We start from the raw sequence: 18,370 nt of genomic DNA, 5'->3' as shown, positions 1-18,370 counted from the left end.
TAAGACGTTATTCTGTCTGGGTTTTTTCCTACACGAACTGTGAATGCCCATGCCAAGCCTGCCGCCCCTCATCCAGCGCGTCCTCGAACTGATCAAGCGCTACCCGGGGGTGATCGCACTCGGCGGCTTTATCTCGGGGGTGTGCAGCTTCATTCTGGTGGACCGCCAGCAAGGCATGGCCAGCTGGATCGCGGTCATCATGCTGGTGAGCTGGTTGTGGCTGATGCTGGAGAACAGCTTTACCCAACTGTTCACCCGGGTCTTCAAGCGGGAAATCCCCGAACCCCTGCTGCGCTACGCCACCCAGATGATCCACCAGGAAAGTCTGTTTTTTGTGTTGCCGTTCTTTTTCGTCACCACCACCTGGAACAGCGGCCAATCGATTTTCACCGGCCTGCTGGGCGCCGCGGCACTGGTCTCGATCACCGACCCGCTGTACTACAAATGGCTAGCGCCCAAGCGTTCGCTGTTCCTGGCGCTGCACACCCTGACTCTGTTCGCCGCGCTGCTCACCGCGCTGCCGATCATCCTGCACCTGACCACCGCCGAGAGTTACAAGCTCGCCCTCGGCGTTGCCATGCTGCTGTCGATCCCCAGCCTGGCCGTGAGCCTGCCGCTGCGCAGCGTCAAAGGTTGGGCAATGTTGCTGGGCGTCACCGCCGCGATTGGCTGCGCCGGCTGGTTCCTGCGCAGTTGGGTGCCACCGGCCACGCTGTGGATGACCGAAGTGGCCATCAGCACCCAGCTGCAAGACCGCACCCCGGGCGATGACCTCAAGGAAGTCACTGCCGCCCAGCTACGCAGCGGCGGGCTGTACGCCTACACCGCGATCAATGCCCCGCGCGGGCTGGAAGAGCGGATCTACCATGTGTGGAAATTCAACGGCAAAGAAGTCGACCGCATCGCGCTGGATATCCATGGCGGGCGCAAGGAAGGCTATCGCGCCTGGACCCACAAGCAGAACTTCCCGGCCGACTCGGCAGGCCGCTGGCAAGTACGGGTGTTGACCGAGGACGGCCAGGTGATTGGTGTGCTGCGTTTCAAAGTCACTGACGCAGCACAAACGGACAACCCAAAGTAGGCCGTATCGTGCTATTACGTAGGAATTGTGGATAGCCAAACAAGCTCGGAGCTTATGACCACTCGTACGACGGCCGGTGCCGCCCACCTCGATACGTCCACGACTCCCCCGTTACTCAGGATTACGGGGGACTGGACGCTTGCCCACTACTCAAACCTGAAAAAGCTGTCGGACAAGCTCGACGGCCAATACGACGCCGGGGCCCGCATCGACCTCAATGGCCTGGGCGCCCTGGACACCGCCGGCGCATCACTGCTGGTGGAATTGCTTGGCCCCGCCCGCATCGAGCACTCGGCCGAGCAGACCGACTGCAGCCTCTCTGCCGCCGACCGTGCACTGCTCAAGACCGTCTACCGCTCGCTGAATGATTTCTGTGTCCCGGAAAAAGCCCCGGAAGAGGCGGCCGGCATCCAGGTGTTAGCGCGGATCGGCCGGGCGGTCGACACCGTGTGGCAAGACAGCATGAAGCTGCTCGGTTTTATTGGCCTGATCCTCGAAACCTTCGCGCGCGGTATCTTTCGTCCCAAGCGCTGGCGCATCACGCCGATGGTCGCCCATATCGAACAGACCGGGCTCGACGCCGCGCCCATCGTCGCGCTGCTGACCTTTTTGGTCGGCGCCGTGGTGGCCTTCCTGGGTGCCACGGTGCTCAAAAGCTTTGGCGCGACGGTGTTCACCGTGGACTTGGTGGCGTTCTCTTTCCTACGGGAATTTGGCGTATTGCTGACGGCCATTTTGATTGCCGGGCGCACGGCCAGTGCGTTCACAGCACAAATCGGCTCGATGAAGGCCAACGAAGAAATCGATGCGATTCGCACCCTGGGCCTCGACCCCATGGAGCTGCTGGTATTGCCTCGCGTGCTGGCGCTGCTGGTGTCGCTGCCGATGCTGACGTTCCTGGCGATGCTCTCGGGGATTGTCGGAGGCGGGGTGGTGTGCGCCGTGGCGTTGGACATCTCGCCCGCAATGTTTCTGTCGCTGCTGCAATCGGACATTGGCGTACAGCATTTCCTGGTGGGCATGGTGAAGGCGCCGATCTTCGCTTTTCTCATTGCCGCCATTGGTTGTCTGGAAGGTTTCAAGGTCAGCGGCAGCGCCGAGTCGGTTGGCGCTCACACCACCTCCAGCGTGGTGCAATCGATCTTTGTGGTGATCGTGCTGGATGCGGTGGCCGCGATGTTCTTCATGGAGATGGGCTGGTGAGTCGTCTACACCGTGCGCCCACTGAGGCGGTGATTGAAGTGCGCGGCCTGTGCAACCGCTTTGGCCGGCAAAGCGTGCACGAAAACCTCGACCTGGATTTGTACAAAGGCGAGATCCTGGCGGTGGTCGGCGGCTCGGGCAGCGGCAAGTCGGTGCTGTTGCGCAGCATTGTCGGCCTGCGCCGCCCCAGCGAAGGCGAGGTGCGGGTGTTCGGCAAAAACCTGCCGAGCCTGTCGGAGCATGAGCGCTCCCTGGTGGAACGGCGCTTTGGCGTGCTGTTCCAGAAGGGCGCGCTGTTTTCCTCACTGACCGTCACCGAAAACGTCGCCCTGCCGTTGATTGAACATGCCGGCCTCAGCCGCCGTGACGCCGAGCACCTGGCCGCGGTGAAACTGGCCTTGGCCGGGCTGCCGCTCTCGGCCGCCGACAAATACCCGTCTTCGTTGTCCGGTGGCATGATCAAGCGCGCAGCCCTGGCACGCGCCTTGGCCCTGGACCCGGACATCCTGTTTCTCGACGAGCCCACCGCCGGCCTTGACCCGATTGGCGCGGCGCAATTCGATCAGTTGATCCTGACACTGCGCGACGCGCTGGGCCTGAGTGTGTTCCTGGTGACCCACGACCTCGACACGCTGTACACCATCACCGACCGCGTGGCGGTGCTGGCGCAGAAGAAAGTGCTGGTGGCCGATGCCATCGATGTCGTCTCGGAAACGGACGACGCGTGGATTCACGAATATTTCCACGGCCCCCGCGGCCGCGCGGCATTGGATGCCGCTCAATCGCTAGACGAGGTATGACATGGAAACCCGAGCCCATCATGTGATGATCGGTCTGTTCAGCGTGATTGTGGTGGTCGGCGCCCTGCTGTTCGGCCTGTGGCTGGCAAAATCCAGCGTCGACAGTGCCTTCCAGGATTATGAAGTGGTGTTCAACGAGGCGGTCAGCGGCCTGTCCCAGGGCAGCCCGGTGCAATACAGCGGGATCAAGGTGGGCGATGTCACCAGCCTGCGCCTGGACCCCAACGACCCGCGGCGCGTGCTGGCACGCATCCGCCTGGCCGGGCAGACGCCAATCAAGGAAGACACCCAGGCCAAGCTGGCCCTGACCGGCATCACCGGCACCTCGATCATCCAGCTCAGCGGCGGCACACCACAAAGCCCGGAGCTCAAGGGCAAGGACGGCAACCTGCCGGAAATCATCGCCTCGCCATCGCCCATTGCGCGCCTGCTCAATAACAGCAACGACCTGATGACCAGCATCAACCTGCTGCTGCACAACGCCAACCACATGTTCTCCCGTGAGAACGTCGAGCGCTTGAGCAACACCCTGGACAACCTGCAACAAACCACCGGCGCCATCGCCGACCAGCGCGGCGATATCAAGGTGGTGATGCAGCAACTGATGCAAGTGAGCAAGCAGGCCAGCGCCGCCCTGGAGCAGACCACCACCTTGATGCGCAACGCCAATGGCTTGCTCAACGATCAAGGCAAGCAGGCCTTCGGCAGTGCCGAGCAGGCCATGAAATCCCTGGAGCAAAGCACCGCCACCATCAACACCTTGCTGACCAACAACAAGGACTCGGTGAACAGCGGCATGCAGGGCCTCAATGAACTGGCGCCGGCAGTGCGCGAACTGCGTGAAACCCTCGGGTCGCTGCGCGCCATCTCCCGCCGCCTGGAAGCCAACCCCAGTGGCTACCTGCTGGGCAGCGACAAGAACAAGGAGTTCACGCCATGAAGCGTGCTTACCAGATGATCGCCCCCGTGGCATTGGCGCTCGTGAGCGCGTGCTCGATCCTGCCCAAGGCCGACCCTTCGGACGTGTACCGCCTGGTGCCAGCCCAGACCGCAAGCCAGGGCGCCCCGGTGAGCTGGTCGCTGCGCGTGTCCAAGCCGCAGACCAGCGAGTTTCTCGACAGCCCGCGCATTGCCGTGGTGCCGGACGGCAACCTGATCAGCAGCTATGCGAACTCGCGCTGGAGCGACCCGTCGCCGGTGCTGCTGCGCAACCGCTTTATGGACGGCTTCCAGCGTGATGGCCGCGTAACGTTGTTGAGCACCGATGAGACCAACCTGCAGGCCGATTACGAGCTGGGTGGGCAGTTGCAGGCGTTCCAGAGTGAATACCGAGGAGGCGCGGTGGAAGTGGTGATCCGCCTCGACGCGCGATTGGTGCGTGGGAGCGATCAGCGGATTATTGCCAGCCGGCGGTTTGAAATTCACCAGCCGGTGACGGATACCAAGGTGCCGGCGGTGGTGGCCGGGTTTGGGCTGGCGGGGGATCAGTTGAACAGGCAGGTGGTGGATTGGGTGGTGCAGCAAGGCAATAGTGCTGCGAAACGCTGAGGGCCCTATCGCCGGCAAGCCGGCTCCTACAGTTGATCGCATTTCGGCAGGATAAACGCGGTCACCTGTAGGAGCTGGCTTGCCGGCGATAGCCACTTAAGCCTCAAGCAAAGAACCAGTAGCACACCGCAATAGCCGCAACGACACCCGCCAACTCCGCCAGCAGCGCACACCCCACCGCATGCCGGGCCCGCTGGATGCCCACCGACCCGAAGTACACCGCCAACACATAGAAGGTGGTCTCAGTACTGCCCTGGATCGTCGCCGCCACCAGCGCCGGGAAGCTGTCCACACCCTGGGTCTGCATGGTTTCGATCAATAGCGCCCGGGCCGCACTGCCGGAGAACGGCTTGACCATGGCCGTGGGCAACGCATCGACAAAGCGCGTGTCCATGCCGGTCCAGGCGACCACATGGCGAATCCCTTCAAGACCAAAATCCAATGCACCCGAAGCACGCAATACACCCACTGCGCACAACATCGCCACCAGGTACGGCAGCAGGTTCTTGGCAACGTCAAAACCTTCTTTGGCGCCTTCGACAAACGCCTCGTAGACCTTCACCTTGCGCAGCGCACCAATCACCAAAAACAGCATGATCAAGCCGAACAGCGTCAGGTTGCCGAGTATCGAGGACAAACCCGCCAGCGCCGTGGCCGACAGTGTCGCCAGGAAGGCCATGAACCCACCGAGCACCAGCGCGCCGGGAATCAGGTAAGCCAGCACCACCGGGTCCCACAGGCGCAGGCGCTGCATGATCGCCACCGACAACAGGCCCACCAGGGTGGACGCGCTGGTCGCCAACAGGATCGGCAGGAACACCAGGGTAGGGTCCGCAGCGCCTTGCTGGGCGCGGTACATGAAGATGGTCACCGGCAAGAGCGTCAGCGAGGACGCGTTGAGCACCAGGAACAGGATCTGCGCGTTGCTGGCGGTGTTGGGGATGGGGTTGAGCTCCTGCAGCGCCTTCATGGCCTTCAGGCCGATGGGCGTGGCCGCGTTGTCCAGCCCCAGGCCATTGGCGGCGAAGTTGAGGGTGATCAGGCCGATCGCCGGGTGCCCGGCAGGCACTTCCGGCATCAGGCGGCGGAACAGCGGGCCGAGGGCCTTGGCCAGCCAGTCGACGATGCCGGCTTTCTCAGCGATGCGCAGGAACCCCAACCACAAGGTAAGGGTGCCGAACAACAGCACCATCACTTCCACCGACAGTTTGGCCATGGCGAAAATGCTTTCGACCATCGCCGCGAAAATACCGGCGTTGCCACCCACCAGCCATTGCACCAGTGCTGACACCATTGCCACGACAAAGAAGCCAAGCCACAGGCCATTGAGCATCAGTTGAATCCCCCGAAAGATGGGGCGAATGATAGCGGGGCTGGCAGAAACGACAAACCCCGGAATTGTCCGGGGTTTGTCTTCAAGCCGTCAGCCTATCAGCTGCGGGTCGCTTGAGCGGTCGGCGCGGCGGCCTTGCTGCGCCAGTGCGGCAGGGAGTTCCAGTAGCGCTCGCCCTTGGCGTCGTCGTACATGCCTTCCCAACGTGCGATGACCAATACGGCCAGGGCGTTGCCAATCACGTTCAGGGCGGTACGCGCCATGTCCATGATGCGGTCGACACCGGCAATGAAGGCCAGGCCTTCCAGCGGGATGCCCACGCTGCCCAGGGTGGCCAGCAGTACCACGAAGGACACACCCGGCACGCCGGCGATGCCTTTGGAGGTGACCATCAGGGTCAATACCAGCATCAGTTGTTGGCCGATCGACAGGTCGATGCCGTACAGCTGGGCGATAAAGATCGCCGCGATGCTCTGGTACAGGGTCGAACCGTCGAGGTTGAAGGAGTAGCCGGTGGGTACCACGAAGCTGCAGATCGCCTTGGGTGCGCCATAGGCTTCCATCTTCTCGATCACACGCGGCAACACAGTTTCGGAGCTGGCGGTGGAGTAGGCCAGGACCAGCTCATCCTTGAAGATGCGCATCAGCTTGATCACCGAGAAGCCGAACAGGCGGGCAATCAGGCCCAGTACCACAAAGGCGAAGAACAGGATGGCCACGTAAACCAGGATCACCAGCTTGGCCAGCGGCAGCAAGGAGGCGAAGCCGAAGTTGGCGACCGTCACGGCGATCAGGGCAAATACGCCGATCGGGGCGTACTTCATGATCATGTGGGTGACTTTGAACATGCTCTCGGACACGCCCTGGAACATGGTCACCAGCGGCTCGCGCAGTTCCGGCTTGAGGCTCGACAAGCCCAGGCCGAACAGCACCGAGAAGAAGATGATCGGCAGCATTTCGCCACGGGCCACGGCGGCGAAGATGTTCGAAGGGATCAGGTTGAGGATGGTCTCGATGAACGCATGCTCGTGCTGCACTTCAGCGGCGGTGGCGGTGTATTTGGAAATATCGACAGTACCCAGGGTACTCATGTCGATGCCAGCGCCCGGGTGGAACAGGTTGGCCAACAGCAGGCCGACCACGATGGCGATAGTGGTGACCACTTCAAAGTAAACGATGGTTTTGACGCCGATGCGACCGAGCTTTTTCGCGTCACCGACACCGGCAATGCCGACGATCAGCGAGGAAATCACAATCGGGATCACGATCATCTTGATCAGGCGGATAAAGATATCGCCCGCTGGCTGCAACACATTGCTGATCCACCAGGCCTTTTCAGCACTGAAATGGTTGAGCACTGCACCGATTGCGATCCCCAACACCAAACCGATGAGGATCTGCCAGGCGAGGCTTAGCTTTGCCTTCTTCATGTCATTACCCTTACTTCAAGTGGACTTAAGGCAAATGCGCCATCTGGAACGCTCGAGAGCGAAAAAGTGTGAGCATCTGCCTCCATGGAAGGTCACCGCCGCATGGCCGAAATGGCTTACTGGCAGGCGAAAAAAGGCGCAACTATTCCCATGCAAGGGAGCGACGTCTAATGCCGTAAACGCCTACCCTATGCCGAATCGGCATGGCTTTTTTTAATAATAACTGTCCGAACGGTCAGTTCAAATGTGACATTTTGTCCGACAAACATGCCGTGAACCGGCCAAACCCGGCTCGCTCAGAGAATCAGGACGTCTACGGAGCACTGGCAGAAACGCCTGGGAATTCCGCCGTTTAGTGTCGGAAATGTCCTATGAGCGCAGCCAAATTTTATCGATAGATGGTCAGCCAGACACACCAAGTAATGGTTAGGAACGAGCAAAAACGGAATTAGCGACTATGGCTGACATAAGAGAGAGGTATAAGCCCGCCGCAAGTTCAGCAAGCCATCGGCTTGTGAACCTGCGTCGCAGCTTTTCACCTGACCCGGCCCTTTCGCAGGCACTCCCTGTACCCGTAGGTCACGCCGATCCCGATTGATCAGAGCAACCCGGCCCCCTGGTCATGCACCGCCCTTGACGGACGATGCAAACAGAAAGAAGCGTTGGGCTTCTTTCTATGGACGCTGGCTCCACAAACGCATTGCGCCAAGGGGAACCTAGTACCAATTGGGGTCTTTCTTGAGCTGCTCCATCAGCAGCTTCTGCATGCCTTCGTCCGGCTTACCGAGGAACCGGTAATCGGCGTGACGCGTCGGGGATTTGTCCGCCGGCAGGCCGGCCGGGACTTCCACCAACATGGCGTAGGCATCTTTCTTGTCGTAGCTGAAGGCAACAATCAGGCGCTTGTTCAGGCATGTGTCTGCAGTTTCGCAAAGCGGCCCCACCAAGTACTTGTCACCGTCTTCTTCCACGGCATTCATTTGTTCGGCCGTACCGGACAGGTTCATCACCCATTCCGGCAGGCGCTCTTCTTTCTTCACCACGCCTTGCCAAGTCTCACGGAACTGAGGGTCCGAGGTCAGCAATTCGTTGGCTCGGCTTTGGCCGTCGTTGGCGGCCATCACCAGGCCGCTGCCGCCCAGGAGCAGGGCGGCAGCCATGGCTTTAAAGGGCAGAGTGGTCATATTCAGCCTCGGCCGCGACGACCAAAGAAGAACGAAGCGATGAACATCACCAGGAAGACGACAAACAGGATCTTGGCGATACCCGTGGCGGTGCCCGCGATGCCACCGAAGCCCAGGACAGCGGCCACAATGGCGATGATCAGAAATGTGATAGCCCAGCTCAACATGGTGATTCTCCTTACGCTTTTATAGGGGTAACAGCGGTGTTGCCGTGCAGCCGCTCAACAGCGACTTTGTCTTGCCTAGAAAACCCAGCGCTCTTGGGTTGGCAGATCGCCAGGGGTGGAATCCTGGTCTGCCACTCTCAGTTGCGGGGCGGCTACATCGGCAGTAACGCTGCCAACGGAACGGAAATGGGTTTGTGTCATCACCGGGCGTTCAAATTGCGGGGCGTGTGGCTGACTCTGCTGCCCGTGCTGCATCTGTTGTCCAATGACCAGGGTGACCATCAGGGCCAGGCTGGCGAACAGGCCTTGCTGCAAGCGCAGCGGCGATACAGACAATGGGCTGAGGCTTTGGCGAGTCATGCTGTGTTTCTCCCGCATTCTGATTATTGGTTCATGACACTGTTGGGAGAGATATTGCAGAGCGCATGCCAGGTTTTTTACAAAATAAAACTTAATAAAATCAATATCTTATAAATACTGGCGAAGGATGAAGGCCAGCATCCTGCACGATAGCCCTGTGCAAGCCGTGCGAAATGCACGATGGTCAGTGGTCGGGTCGAGGGATCGAAAGCGCTCGGCGAGTTGCCGAAGTGGCAAGAAGGCATGAAAACGCCATCAATCGGCGTGTTTGTAGGAGACGGAGCAGATAGCTGCGCGAAGATGCCATTTATCAATCAGAATAAACCATGCAACTTGCCCGATTATTCCGGGACTAAACACCATCATTCATAGTTTAAGGAGCGCGGGACAGATGGAATCAGCCAAGGAACTTCAAGGCCGCATTCTTTTAGTGGATGACGAATCCGCGATCCTTCGCACCTTCCGTTACTGCCTGGAAGATGAAGGCTACACCGTAGCCACTGCCAACAGTGCCGCCCAGGCGGACGCACTGATGCAACGCCAAGTGTTCGACCTGTGCTTCCTCGACCTGCGCCTGGGCGAAGACAATGGCCTGGATGTATTGGCCCAGATGCGCATCCAGGCACCGTGGATGCGCGTGGTGATCGTCACCGCTCATTCGGCGGTCGATACGGCAGTGGACGCCATCCAGGCGGGCGCCGCCGACTACCTGGTAAAACCTTGCAGCCCCGACCAATTGCGCCTGGCCACCGCCAAGCAACTGGAAGTGCGCCAACTGTCTGCACGCCTTGAAGCGCTGGAAGGCGAAGTGCGCCAGCCCAAGGACGGCCTCGACTCCCACAGCCCGGCCATGATGGTGGTGCTGGAGACCGCACGCCAAGTGGCGGGCACTGACGCCAACATCTTGATCCTCGGCGAGTCCGGCACAGGTAAAGGTGAGCTGGCCCGAGCGATTCACGGCTGGAGCAAGCGCTCGAAAAAGTCCTGCGTGACCATCAACTGCCCGTCGCTGACCGCGGAATTGATGGAAAGCGAGCTGTTCGGCCATAGCCGCGGCGCCTTTACCGGGGCCAGCGAGAGCACCCTGGGCCGGGTCAACCAGGCGGACGGCGGCACGCTGTTTCTTGACGAGATCGGCGACTTTCCGCTCACTTTGCAGCCAAAACTGCTGCGTTTCATTCAGGACAAGGAATATGAGCGTGTGGGCGACCCGGTCACCCGTCGCGCCGACGTGCGCATTCTCGCCGCCACCAACCTGAACCTGGAAGACATGGTCCGCGATGGCCGCTTCCGTGAGGATTTGCTCTACCGCCTCAACGTCATCACCTTGCACCTGCCCCCGCTGCGCGAACGCAGTGAAGACATCCTGACCCTCGCCGACCGCTTCCTGGCACGCTTCGTCAAGGAATATGCACGGCCGGCGCGTGGCTTCAGCGATGAAGCACGCGAGGCGCTGCTCAACTATCGCTGGCCGGGCAATATCCGCGAACTGCGTAACGTGGTGGAGCGCGCCAGCATCATCTGCCCACAGGAAAAGGTGGAGATCAGCCACCTCGGCATGGCCGAGCAACCTACCAACAATGCGCCCAGGATTGGCGCCGCGTTGAGCCTGGATGAGTTGGAGAAGGCCCATATCGGCGCCGTGCTCGCCACCAGCGACACCCTGGACCAGGCAGCTCGCACCCTGGGCATCGACGCGTCGACCCTGTACCGCAAACGCAAACAGTACAACCTGTGAGCAACACCCTATGAAGCTTGCGATGAAACTGCGCACTCGGCTGTTCCTGAGTATCTCCGCGCTGATCACCGTCGCCCTGCTGGGATTGATCCTGGGCCTGGTTAGCGTGATGCAGATGGCCAAGACCCAGGAATCGTTGATACGCAGCAACTTCGTGACCCTGGACCTGGGGCTCAAGCTGCGCCAGAGCCTGGGCGACCAGCTGATCATGATGCTGGAAAAGCGCCCCGACCCCGAGGCGCTGCAAGGCTCCAAGCAGCGTTACTTCGAGCTGCTGGACCAAGGCATCGCCCACGAGCAGCGAGATGCCAGTGGCAGCGGCTTCAGCCAGGCCCGCACCGACTACCAGAATTTGCTGGAGGCGTTTGACGAGTCCCAGCAAGCCTCACCGCCCCCCGGCAGCAAGGAAAAACTGACCGAGACCTTCAATGTGCTGCGTAACGGCCTGATCGCCGAACACAAGCGCGCACTGGAAAACATCAGTACCAGCGAGCACAAGTCTCGCGAACGCGCCTTGCTGATTGCCGGATTGCTGGGGCTGGTCGGGCTTGCGGTGCTGATCATCGGGTTTGTGACCGCACACGGCATCGCCCGGCGTTTTGGCGGGCCGATCGAAGCCCTGGCCAAGGCGGCCGACAAGATCGGGCAGGGGGATTTTGAAGTCACGCTGCCTATTTCTTCGGCAGCCGAAATGAACCAGCTGACCCGACGCTTCGGCATCATGGCCGAAGCGCTGCGCCAACATCAGGCAACCAACGTTGATGAACTGCTGGCCGGCCAGCAACGCCTGCAGGCGGTGCTCGACAGCATCGACGATGGCCTGCTGATGATCGACCGCCAAGGCCGCCTGGAGCACCTCAACCCGGTCGCGCAGCGCCAATTAGGCTGGGACGAGGACCGTCTTGGCCAAGGGCTGGGCGAAGCCCTGGTGCGACCGGAACTGGACGAACAACTTCAACTGGTGCTGCGCGGCGGCAACCTGGAACGGGCACCGGAGGATCTGGAAGTGGAGGTCGAGGGCGAACTGCGCCTGCTGACCTACAGCCTCACCCCCGTCAGCCACACCCAAGGGCACATTCTCGGGGCCGTGATGGTGCTGCATGACGTTACCGAACAGCGTGCCTTTGAACGGGTACGCAGCGAGTTCGTGCTACGCGCCTCCCATGAACTGCGCACGCCCGTGACCGGCATGCACATGGCGTTCGGGTTGTTTCGTGAGCGGGCGAAGTTTCCTGCGGAGTCGCGCGAAGCGGACTTGCTGGATACGGTCAATGAAGAAATGCAGCGCCTGATGCAGCTGATCAACGACCTGCTCAACTTCTCGCGCTACCAGAACGGCCTGCAAAAACTCACCCTGGGGCCGTGCGACGTGACCGACCTGCTGGATCACGCTCGCGCTCGCTTTACCGAACCGGCCAATGCCCAGCGCATCGAGCTACTGGTGGAAGCCCAGTCCGACTTACCCCGCCTATATGCCGACCGCGCCCAATTGGAACGGGTACTGGACAATCTGCTGGGCAACGCCCTGCGCCACACCGCCGAAGGCGGCCAGATTCGCCTGCAGGCGCGCCGCCATGGCGAACGGGTAATCATCAGTGTCGAGGACAACGGCGAGGGCATCGCCTACGGCCAGCAAGGGCGGATCTTCGAACCCTTCGTGCAGGTGGGCCGCAAGAAAGGCGGCGCAGGCCTGGGGTTGGCGCTGTGCAAGGAAATCGTGCAGTTGCACGGTGGCCGCATGGGTGTGTATTCACGGCCGGGGCAGGGTACGCAGTTTTATATGGCATTGCCGTTGTAGGGGCCAGGCTAGCGGGTGATGGGACCTCAAGATCGCTATCGCCGGCAAGCCGGGCTCCTACGGTCAGTTGCGGTTGAGCGCTCGCAGGATCGCGGCGCTTTCCGCATCGGGGGTGCCGTCAAACAACGAAGGGCGGAAGTGCATCTGAAAGGCCGCGATCACATGACGCGTGGCCACATCCAGTTCCCCCGTCTGCGGCGTCTGGTAGCCCAATCGCGCCAGCTCTTCCTGGAACCACGTGATGCTCGGCAGGTCAGCGGCGTATTGCACCTGGAAACGGGCGACTGCCTGAGCGTCGGGCCAAACCCCCAGGCCTTCAGCCGCCAGGCGCTTCCAGGGAAACAGCGGGCCGGGGTCAAGCTTGCGAAGTGGCGCGATGTCGCTATGGCCGATGATGTTCTTGGGGTCGATGCCGTTGCGCTTGCTGATGTCCTTGAGCAACACCACCAGGGACTTGTACTGCGCCTCGGAGTAGGGGAACCACACGCGGCCGCTCGGGGTGTCCTGATACCCGGGATTGACGATCTCGATGCCGATGGAGCTGGAGTTTAGCCAGGTGCGGCCCATCCACTCGCTTTCTCCGGCGTGCCAGGCGCGCTGGCTCTCATCCACCAGCTTGTAGATGGTGCCCGACGCATCGTCGCCGATCAGGTAATGGCTGCTGACCTGGCCGTGCGTCAGCAGGGCCAGGGAACGCTCAAGATTGGTCGAGGTGTAGTGAACAACGACGAACTGCACGCGATTGTCGTGGTTCATCGAGGGGTGGCTGGTATCCAGGCGCGGGCCGCTGGCGCAGCCGGCGAGCAGTAGGAACACTAAGGCAAAGCAAAAGGATTTCATGGCAGAAGACATTACACTGAAGGCGATAATGCAACAGTGTAACGTACCGTTTGTGGCCGGGCGGTCAAATTACAAAATGGAACATCTTTTAGGCCGCCTGCACCTGATTGCGCCCTGCCGCCTTGGCCCGGTACAACGCCTCATCGGCACGCTTGAGCGCCAGGTCGCTGCGCTCACCCGGCTGGAACTGCGCCACGCCCATGGATACCGTGATCGTCACCGGCTCACCCTTGAAGTGGAAAGGGCACGCTTCGATGGCCTGGCGCAACATCTCGCCGGCCGCCAGCGCATCGGCCAGGGATGAGTTGGGCATCAGCAACACGAACTCTTCACCGCCGAAGCGCGCAATAAAATCGGTGGGGCGCAGGCGTTTGCGCAGCACACTGGCAATGATCTTGAGCACTTTGTCGCCCGCCAGGTGGCCGTAGCCATCGTTGATACGCTTGAAGTGGTCCAGGTCAAGCATGGCCAGCGACAGGCTGTTGCCACGCTGGTGCCAGGCATTGACCTCGTGATCGAGGCGCTCGCTCCAGGCCGCACGGTTGGGCAGGCCAGTCAGCGGGTCGATCAAGGCCTTCTGGCGCTGCACCTCCAGGTGCTCGCGATAGCCCTGGGCCTCCTGCTCCATATTCGCCACCCGCTCAGCCAGGCCTTTCAAGCGCGCCGCCACTTCCTGCTCACGCTGGTCACGCTGCTGCTGGTGTTGGTCCATGGTGCCGAGCAAGCCTTCAAGGTGGCTCTCCAGCACCTGCTTGAGGCTGTCCAGGTCGGCCGCGTCCTGCACGCTGCTTTGCAAACCGTCGACCTGTTCACGAATCTGCGTGTCCAGCTCGCGCGCAGCCGAGCGGCTGTCGGCGTGACCGTCGCTGGCGACCTGCAGATGGCCCTGGAAGGCTTCCAGTCGTTCGTTGAGCTGCTTGAGATAGGCTTCGAACTCATGCTGGCCACTGTCGGTGATTGCCAGCATCAACACTGCCAGGTCATCGAGGATCGGCAGCAGTTCATACCAGTTCAAACCATGGGCCAGGCGCTCGCGCATGGCTTCGGCCTGGGGCCGGTGGCGCTCGGGCAGTGAAAGATCTTCCAGCAGGCCGAGCAAGGTGTCTTCGATATGCTTGGCCACCGAGCTGTAGGACGGCTCGGGAGAGTCGGGCAAGGCGTACACACCGTCCGACTGCAACGCGTCAGGGTCAGGCTCGGCGCTTTCCAGCACGGGCGGGAGCGACAGGCTGCCGATTGAGGTTTCATCCGGCGCATCGTCCAGAACCGGCGGTGGCTCGATAAACGCCGCGAGCGCACTTTCAGAGGCAGGCTCTTCTAGCGCAGGTTCAACCACCTCGGGCTCAGGTGCTTCGATAGGCGCGGCCTTGGGGGCCGTTTGCACGGGGGCCTCGAAGACCAATGCTTCAGTGTCAGCCTCTACCACCTTGGCGGGCGCAGCCACACTGACAGGCGCAGACGGCTCAGGCGGCACGACGACGGCTGCCTGCGGCAAGGGCGCAAAGGCGCGCAACGCTTGGGTCAACTCTTCGGATTGCTCAGGTGCTTGAGGTTCAGGCTCCGAGGACTGCCTGGAAGACGCGGGTTTCGGCGCAGAAGCTGGTGCTGGCTCGACCGCAGGGGGTTCGTTCGCAACTTCTTTTGCACCAAACAACCGCTGCAACAAACCAGGCCCCGGGCGTGGGGTTTCGCCGTCTGGCTCCAGGTTATCCAGTGCTTGCCCTTGCAGGCTGCTCAGCTCACTGAGCAGCAGCGGGATCTCCCGCGCCTGGCCAACGCGGTCGTCCAACTGTTTGGCGAAGGTTTTCAGCGGCCGGGCCACTTCACGCGGCAGTGGCAGCTTCTGCAACTGTGCAACCAGTGAAGTGAGTGCAGTGCTGATCTGGTCAACCCGGGTTTCGCGGCGTTGCTCAGAGTCGAGCACGGCTTTTTCCAAGCGTGGCAGCAGGGCGGCGAGGGCGGCGTCCATGTCGTCCGTGCGGACAACATCACGCATCTCCTTCATGCACTGATCAACGGCGCGGTCGGTGCCTTCAGCAGCGAGGGTGCTGCGTACCAGCCCTCGGCGCAGCAGGTCGAGGCGGGCAGCCCAGCGACGTTCGAGCTTGTCTTGCTGCTCGATGCTCTTGAGGTATTTTTCTTTCCAGCGCTGGGCGTCGTCGCTCATGCAAGAGGTCCGCGAGGGCCTGGGCTCAACGCGGGCAATGCATCAGCCGTGAGCGAACCCGGCAGACGAATCTCTACCGCGACCGGCAGGTGATCGGAGATGGGCTGCGCCAGGACCTGTACGCTCTCAAGCGTGAGGGTCGGACTGAGCAGGATATGGTCAAGGCAGCGCTGCGGGCGCCAGCTGGGGAAGGTGGCTTCGACTTGCGGCGCCAGCAACCCGAGGTCTCGCAGCGGGGAATTCTGTAGCAGGTCGCTGGCATGGGTGTTCATGTCCCCCATCAGCACCTGGTGTTTGTAATTGCCGATCAGCTCTCGGATGTAGGCCAGTTGCATCGTGCGGGTGCGCGCCCCGAGCGCCAGATGCATCATCACCACGACCAAGGCTTCCGGGCCCTCGCCAAAGCGCACGAGGATCGCGCCCCGGCCCTTGGGGCCCGGCAGCGGGTGGTCTTCGATAGCCCACGGCTTCAAGCGGCTGAGCACGCCATTGCTGTGCTGTGCCAGGCGCCCGAGGTTGCGATTGAGTTGCTGGTACCAGTAAGGGAATGCGCCGAGCTGGGCCAGGTGTTCCACCTGGTTGATGTAGCCCGAACGGATGCTGCCGCCATCGGCTTCCTGCAAGGCGACCAGATCGAAGTCGTTGAGCAGGTTGCCGATCTTTTGCAGGTTGCCGGCCCGACCGTTGTGGGGCAGCAGGTGCTGCCAGCCACGGGTGAGGTAGTGCCGGTACTTCTCGGTACTGATACCCACCTGGATGTTGAAACTGAGCAGGCGCAAGCGGCTGTCTGCCGGCAGGCCCGTGGATTCCAGGTGGTGCTCGTTGACCTGCGGGTCATGCAGGCCGACGACGCGTTCAGTCCCCCAGCGGCGCATGATGGCCCCCTTACTTGGCTGCGCGCTCTTTGGCGATCAGCTGGTCGGCAACGTTCAGGGTCGCTTCAGGACCGCCGGTGGTGCCCAGGTCGAAACGGTATTTGCCGTTGACGATCATGGTCGGTACACCTTGCACGCCGTACTTCTGCGCCAGTTCCTTGGCCTGCTTGATCTGGCCCTGGATAGCGAAGGAGTTGAAGGTGGCGAGGAACTTGTCCTTGTCGACACCTTGGGTGGCGACGAAGTCAGCCATCTCTTCCGGCTTGGTCAGGCGCTTGCCTTGTTTCTGGATGGCGTCGAATACGGCGTTGTGGACCTTGTGCTCAACACCCATGGCTTCCAGGGTCAGGAACAGTTGGCCGTGGGCATCCCATGGGCCGCCGAACATGGCCGGAATGCGCTTGAAGTTAACGTCGGACGGGAGTTTTTCGACCCAAGGGTTGATGGTCGGCTCAAAGGCGTAGCAATGCGGGCAGCCGTACCAGAACAGCTCCACCACTTCGATCTTGCCAGGCACCGAGACCGGCACCGGGTTGGCCAATTCAACGTAGGTTTTACCGGCTTCAAGCGGCACGTCGGCAGCTTGTGCGGTCATGCCGAAGAGGCTGGCAGTGACGAGAGCGGCGCTGAGGATCAGATTACGCATGCTTTACTCCTGGACAAATAAAGTCGCCTCACGCGACCTTTGTTGTGACAGGTCTACGCGGGCATGAGTTCGTTAGTGTAACGGCACCGGCCACAAAAAAGGGCGGCCTAAGCCACCCTTTTTATGCTTGCATCGACGGATTAATCGAGCGTTAACGTCGTATTTGTATCAGTGCAGGCCCTGGATGTACTGGGAAACCGCCTCAATGTCCTTGTTGCTCATTTTATTGGAGATGGTTTGCATGATTTTGGCATCGCCGTCGTTGGTGCGATTGCCTTCACGGAAGTCCGTCAGTTGCTTGGCGATGTACTGCGCATGCTGGCCGCTCAAGTGCGGGAAGCCAGCAGCGGCAAGGCCTGCGCCGTTAGGCGAGTGGCAGCCGATGCACGAAGGCATGCCTTTTTCCAGGTTGCCGCCACGGAACAGTTCTTCACCGTGGGCCACGACTTTTGGATCGGCAGCTCCCACACTGCCTTTCTGGCTGGCAAAATACGCTGCGATATCTGCCAGGTCCTGATCGCTGAGGTTGGTCAGCAAGCCGGTCATTTCCAGTACCGTGCGCTTGCCGTCCTTGATGTCGTGCATCTGCTTGGTCAGGTATCGCTCGCCCTGGCCGGCCAGTTTGGGAAAGTTCGGTGCCGGGCTGTTGCCATCCGGTCCATGGCAAGCACCACATACGGCGGCTTTCGCCTGGCCCGCTGTAGCGTCGCCTGCAGCATGGGCAACACCGGTGATGCCCAGGGTCAACAGCAGACTCACGATCAGTTTGTTCATCAGCTAATCCAACTACGGCTAAGGGGTTTATAGAGTTATCTACCGGGTTTACTCACCATCATTTCAATGATGGCCTGGTAATCCTCAGTACTGCAGTCCATGCACAAACCACGCGGCGGCATTGCCTTGAAACCCTGGGTCACGTGTTGCACCAGCGTGTCCATGCCCTGCGCCAATCGTGGCGCCCACGCTGCCTGGTCACCCCGTTTAGGGGCATTGGGCAACTGGCCGGCATGGCAAGCCACGCAAACTCGGTTGTACACCGCTTCGGGATCCTGTGTAGCCTGAGCTCCGTAAAGCGGAATCAGGACACCGATAGCCAGCAACCACTTGGTCATACGTCGACCAGTTCAGGGTTTGAGAGCGTTTTGCGTTCTAATGCGCAATAAAGGTCTATCGCTCCCGTGAACTTCATCCTTCGCTGGG

The 18,370-nt window shown here is 61.0% G+C and carries 18 protein-coding genes; 7 read left to right on the top strand and 11 right to left on the bottom strand.

The features are described from left to right. Positions 1–49: 49 nt before the first annotated feature. From AC07SU_RS24740 to AC07SU_RS24720, 5 genes are read left to right on the top strand one after another with little or no spacing between them, the layout of a single operon-like run. Positions 50–1,081: a DUF5924 family protein gene (locus AC07SU_RS24740; RefSeq protein ID WP_176994678.1), complete on the top strand. Its 1,032-nt coding sequence runs from the start codon at positions 50–52 to the stop codon at positions 1,079–1,081. Between the two features lie 54 nt (positions 1,082–1,135). Continuing rightward, the gene (locus tag AC07SU_RS24735) at positions 1,136–2,284 is read left to right on the top strand and encodes an ABC transporter permease (RefSeq protein WP_494998504.1); all 1,149 of its coding nucleotides are present in this window, start codon (positions 1,136–1,138) and stop codon (positions 2,282–2,284) included. Continuing rightward, positions 2,281–3,084 carry an ABC transporter ATP-binding protein gene (locus AC07SU_RS24730; protein WP_176994654.1) on the top strand — a complete coding sequence of 268 codons (804 nt, stop codon included), beginning with the start codon at positions 2,281–2,283 and terminating at the stop codon, positions 3,082–3,084. Before AC07SU_RS24735 ends, AC07SU_RS24730 begins: the two co-directional genes overlap by 4 nt. A gap of 1 nt (position 3,085) precedes the next feature. Continuing rightward, positions 3,086–4,024, top strand: coding sequence for an MlaD family protein (locus AC07SU_RS24725; protein WP_176994653.1), 939 nt, complete (start codon positions 3,086–3,088; stop codon positions 4,022–4,024). Further along, a complete protein-coding gene (locus tag AC07SU_RS24720) occupies positions 4,021–4,632 on the top strand; it encodes an ABC-type transport auxiliary lipoprotein family protein (protein WP_494998503.1) in 612 nt (203 codons plus the stop codon). The genes AC07SU_RS24725 and AC07SU_RS24720 overlap by 4 nt, the downstream gene beginning before the upstream one ends. 103 nt (positions 4,633–4,735) lie before the next feature. Here the strand turns inward: AC07SU_RS24720 and AC07SU_RS24715 are convergent, their stop codons facing one another. From AC07SU_RS24715 to AC07SU_RS24695, 5 genes are all read right to left on the bottom strand, one after another. Beyond that, a complete protein-coding gene (locus AC07SU_RS24715; RefSeq protein WP_178923898.1) occupies positions 4,736–5,965 on the bottom strand; it encodes a nucleoside recognition domain-containing protein in 1,230 nt (409 codons plus the stop codon). A gap of 98 nt (positions 5,966–6,063) precedes the next feature. Further along, entirely contained in the window at positions 6,064–7,395 is a 1,332-nt protein-coding gene (gltP, locus tag AC07SU_RS24710; protein ID WP_176994650.1) for a glutamate/aspartate:proton symporter GltP, read from the bottom strand. 716 nt (positions 7,396–8,111) lie between these two features. Further along, positions 8,112–8,579: an inhibitor of vertebrate lysozyme family protein gene (locus AC07SU_RS24705; RefSeq protein ID WP_176994649.1), complete on the bottom strand. Its 468-nt coding sequence runs from the start codon at positions 8,577–8,579 to the stop codon at positions 8,112–8,114. A 2-nt stretch (positions 8,580–8,581) separates the two neighbouring features. Then, positions 8,582–8,746 carry a DUF1328 domain-containing protein gene (locus tag AC07SU_RS24700; protein ID WP_003170804.1) on the bottom strand — a complete coding sequence of 55 codons (165 nt, stop codon included), beginning with the start codon at positions 8,744–8,746 and terminating at the stop codon, positions 8,582–8,584. Positions 8,747–8,821: 75 nt separating this feature from the next. Continuing rightward, positions 8,822–9,106, bottom strand: a complete 285-nt coding sequence (locus AC07SU_RS24695; RefSeq protein WP_494998502.1) for a hypothetical protein — start codon at positions 9,104–9,106, stop codon at positions 8,822–8,824. 391 nt (positions 9,107–9,497) lie between these two features. On the opposite strand from AC07SU_RS24695, the gene algB reads away from it, so the two are divergent. Then, complete coding sequence (algB, locus tag AC07SU_RS24690; protein ID WP_078740007.1) at positions 9,498–10,844, top strand: sigma-54-dependent response regulator transcription factor AlgB; 1,347 nt, start codon at positions 9,498–9,500, stop codon at positions 10,842–10,844. 10 nt (positions 10,845–10,854) lie between these two features. Continuing rightward, on the top strand, positions 10,855–12,642 hold the full coding sequence (locus tag AC07SU_RS24685) for a KinB sensor domain-containing domain (protein ID WP_494998501.1): 1,788 nt from the start codon (positions 10,855–10,857) through the stop codon (positions 12,640–12,642). A gap of 63 nt (positions 12,643–12,705) precedes the next feature. On the opposite strand, the gene AC07SU_RS24680 is transcribed toward AC07SU_RS24685, so the two are convergent. The 6 genes from AC07SU_RS24680 to AC07SU_RS24655 all read right to left on the bottom strand — a co-directional run bounded on the left by AC07SU_RS24680 (position 12,706) and on the right by AC07SU_RS24655 (position 18,282). After that, a complete protein-coding gene (locus AC07SU_RS24680) occupies positions 12,706–13,482 on the bottom strand; it encodes an N-acetylmuramoyl-L-alanine amidase (protein WP_494998500.1) in 777 nt (258 codons plus the stop codon). Between the two features lie 88 nt (positions 13,483–13,570). Beyond that, positions 13,571–15,649, bottom strand: a complete 2,079-nt coding sequence (locus tag AC07SU_RS24675) for a GGDEF domain-containing protein (protein WP_494998499.1) — start codon at positions 15,647–15,649, stop codon at positions 13,571–13,573. Next, positions 15,646–16,527: an endonuclease/exonuclease/phosphatase family protein gene (locus tag AC07SU_RS24670; RefSeq protein ID WP_176994677.1), complete on the bottom strand. Its 882-nt coding sequence runs from the start codon at positions 16,525–16,527 to the stop codon at positions 15,646–15,648. The genes AC07SU_RS24675 and AC07SU_RS24670 overlap by 4 nt, the downstream gene beginning before the upstream one ends. A 7-nt stretch (positions 16,528–16,534) precedes the next feature. Continuing rightward, positions 16,535–17,170 carry a thiol:disulfide interchange protein DsbA gene (gene dsbA / locus AC07SU_RS24665; RefSeq protein WP_176994644.1) on the bottom strand — a complete coding sequence of 212 codons (636 nt, stop codon included), beginning with the start codon at positions 17,168–17,170 and terminating at the stop codon, positions 16,535–16,537. A 168-nt stretch (positions 17,171–17,338) separates the two neighbouring features. Continuing rightward, positions 17,339–17,944: a c-type cytochrome gene (locus tag AC07SU_RS24660; RefSeq protein WP_176994643.1), complete on the bottom strand. Its 606-nt coding sequence runs from the start codon at positions 17,942–17,944 to the stop codon at positions 17,339–17,341. 35 nt (positions 17,945–17,979) lie between these two features. Then, positions 17,980–18,282 (bottom strand): c-type cytochrome, encoded by a 303-nt coding sequence (locus AC07SU_RS24655; RefSeq protein WP_176994642.1) that lies wholly within the window; start codon positions 18,280–18,282, stop codon positions 17,980–17,982. Between the last annotated feature and the right edge of the window lie 88 nt (positions 18,283–18,370).

The organism is Pseudomonas sp. GW821-FHT05H12 (assembly GCF_059419385.1).
Note: the sequence above shows the minus strand (reverse complement) of the source record. Positions and strands in the feature narration are given on the sequence as shown.

What these genes read in the sequence shown, in the direction of transcription:
- AC07SU_RS24740 (WP_176994678.1), top strand. Translation starts at nt 50, where the DNA reads ATGCCAAGCCTGCCGCCCCTCATCCAGCGCGTCCTCGAACTGATCAAG.
- AC07SU_RS24735 (WP_494998504.1), top strand. Translation starts at nt 1,136, where the DNA reads ATGACCACTCGTACGACGGCCGGTGCCGCCCACCTCGATACGTCCACG.
- AC07SU_RS24725 (WP_176994653.1), top strand. Translation starts at nt 3,086, where the DNA reads ATGGAAACCCGAGCCCATCATGTGATGATCGGTCTGTTCAGCGTGATT.
- AC07SU_RS24720 (WP_494998503.1), top strand. Translation starts at nt 4,021, where the DNA reads ATGAAGCGTGCTTACCAGATGATCGCCCCCGTGGCATTGGCGCTCGTG.
- AC07SU_RS24715 (WP_178923898.1), bottom strand. Translation starts at nt 5,965, where the DNA reads ATGCTCAATGGCCTGTGGCTTGGCTTCTTTGTCGTGGCAATGGTGTCA.
- gltP (WP_176994650.1), bottom strand. Translation starts at nt 7,395, where the DNA reads ATGAAGAAGGCAAAGCTAAGCCTCGCCTGGCAGATCCTCATCGGTTTG.
- AC07SU_RS24705 (WP_176994649.1), bottom strand. Translation starts at nt 8,579, where the DNA reads ATGACCACTCTGCCCTTTAAAGCCATGGCTGCCGCCCTGCTCCTGGGC.
- AC07SU_RS24700 (WP_003170804.1), bottom strand. Translation starts at nt 8,746, where the DNA reads ATGTTGAGCTGGGCTATCACATTTCTGATCATCGCCATTGTGGCCGCT.
- AC07SU_RS24695 (WP_494998502.1), bottom strand. Translation starts at nt 9,106, where the DNA reads ATGACTCGCCAAAGCCTCAGCCCATTGTCTGTATCGCCGCTGCGCTTG.
- algB (WP_078740007.1), top strand. Translation starts at nt 9,498, where the DNA reads ATGGAATCAGCCAAGGAACTTCAAGGCCGCATTCTTTTAGTGGATGAC.
- AC07SU_RS24685 (WP_494998501.1), top strand. Translation starts at nt 10,855, where the DNA reads ATGAAGCTTGCGATGAAACTGCGCACTCGGCTGTTCCTGAGTATCTCC.
- AC07SU_RS24680 (WP_494998500.1), bottom strand. Translation starts at nt 13,482, where the DNA reads ATGAAATCCTTTTGCTTTGCCTTAGTGTTCCTACTGCTCGCCGGCTGC.
- AC07SU_RS24675 (WP_494998499.1), bottom strand. Translation starts at nt 15,649, where the DNA reads ATGAGCGACGACGCCCAGCGCTGGAAAGAAAAATACCTCAAGAGCATC.
- dsbA (WP_176994644.1), bottom strand. Translation starts at nt 17,170, where the DNA reads ATGCGTAATCTGATCCTCAGCGCCGCTCTCGTCACTGCCAGCCTCTTC.
- AC07SU_RS24660 (WP_176994643.1), bottom strand. Translation starts at nt 17,944, where the DNA reads ATGAACAAACTGATCGTGAGTCTGCTGTTGACCCTGGGCATCACCGGT.
- AC07SU_RS24655 (WP_176994642.1), bottom strand. Translation starts at nt 18,282, where the DNA reads ATGACCAAGTGGTTGCTGGCTATCGGTGTCCTGATTCCGCTTTACGGA.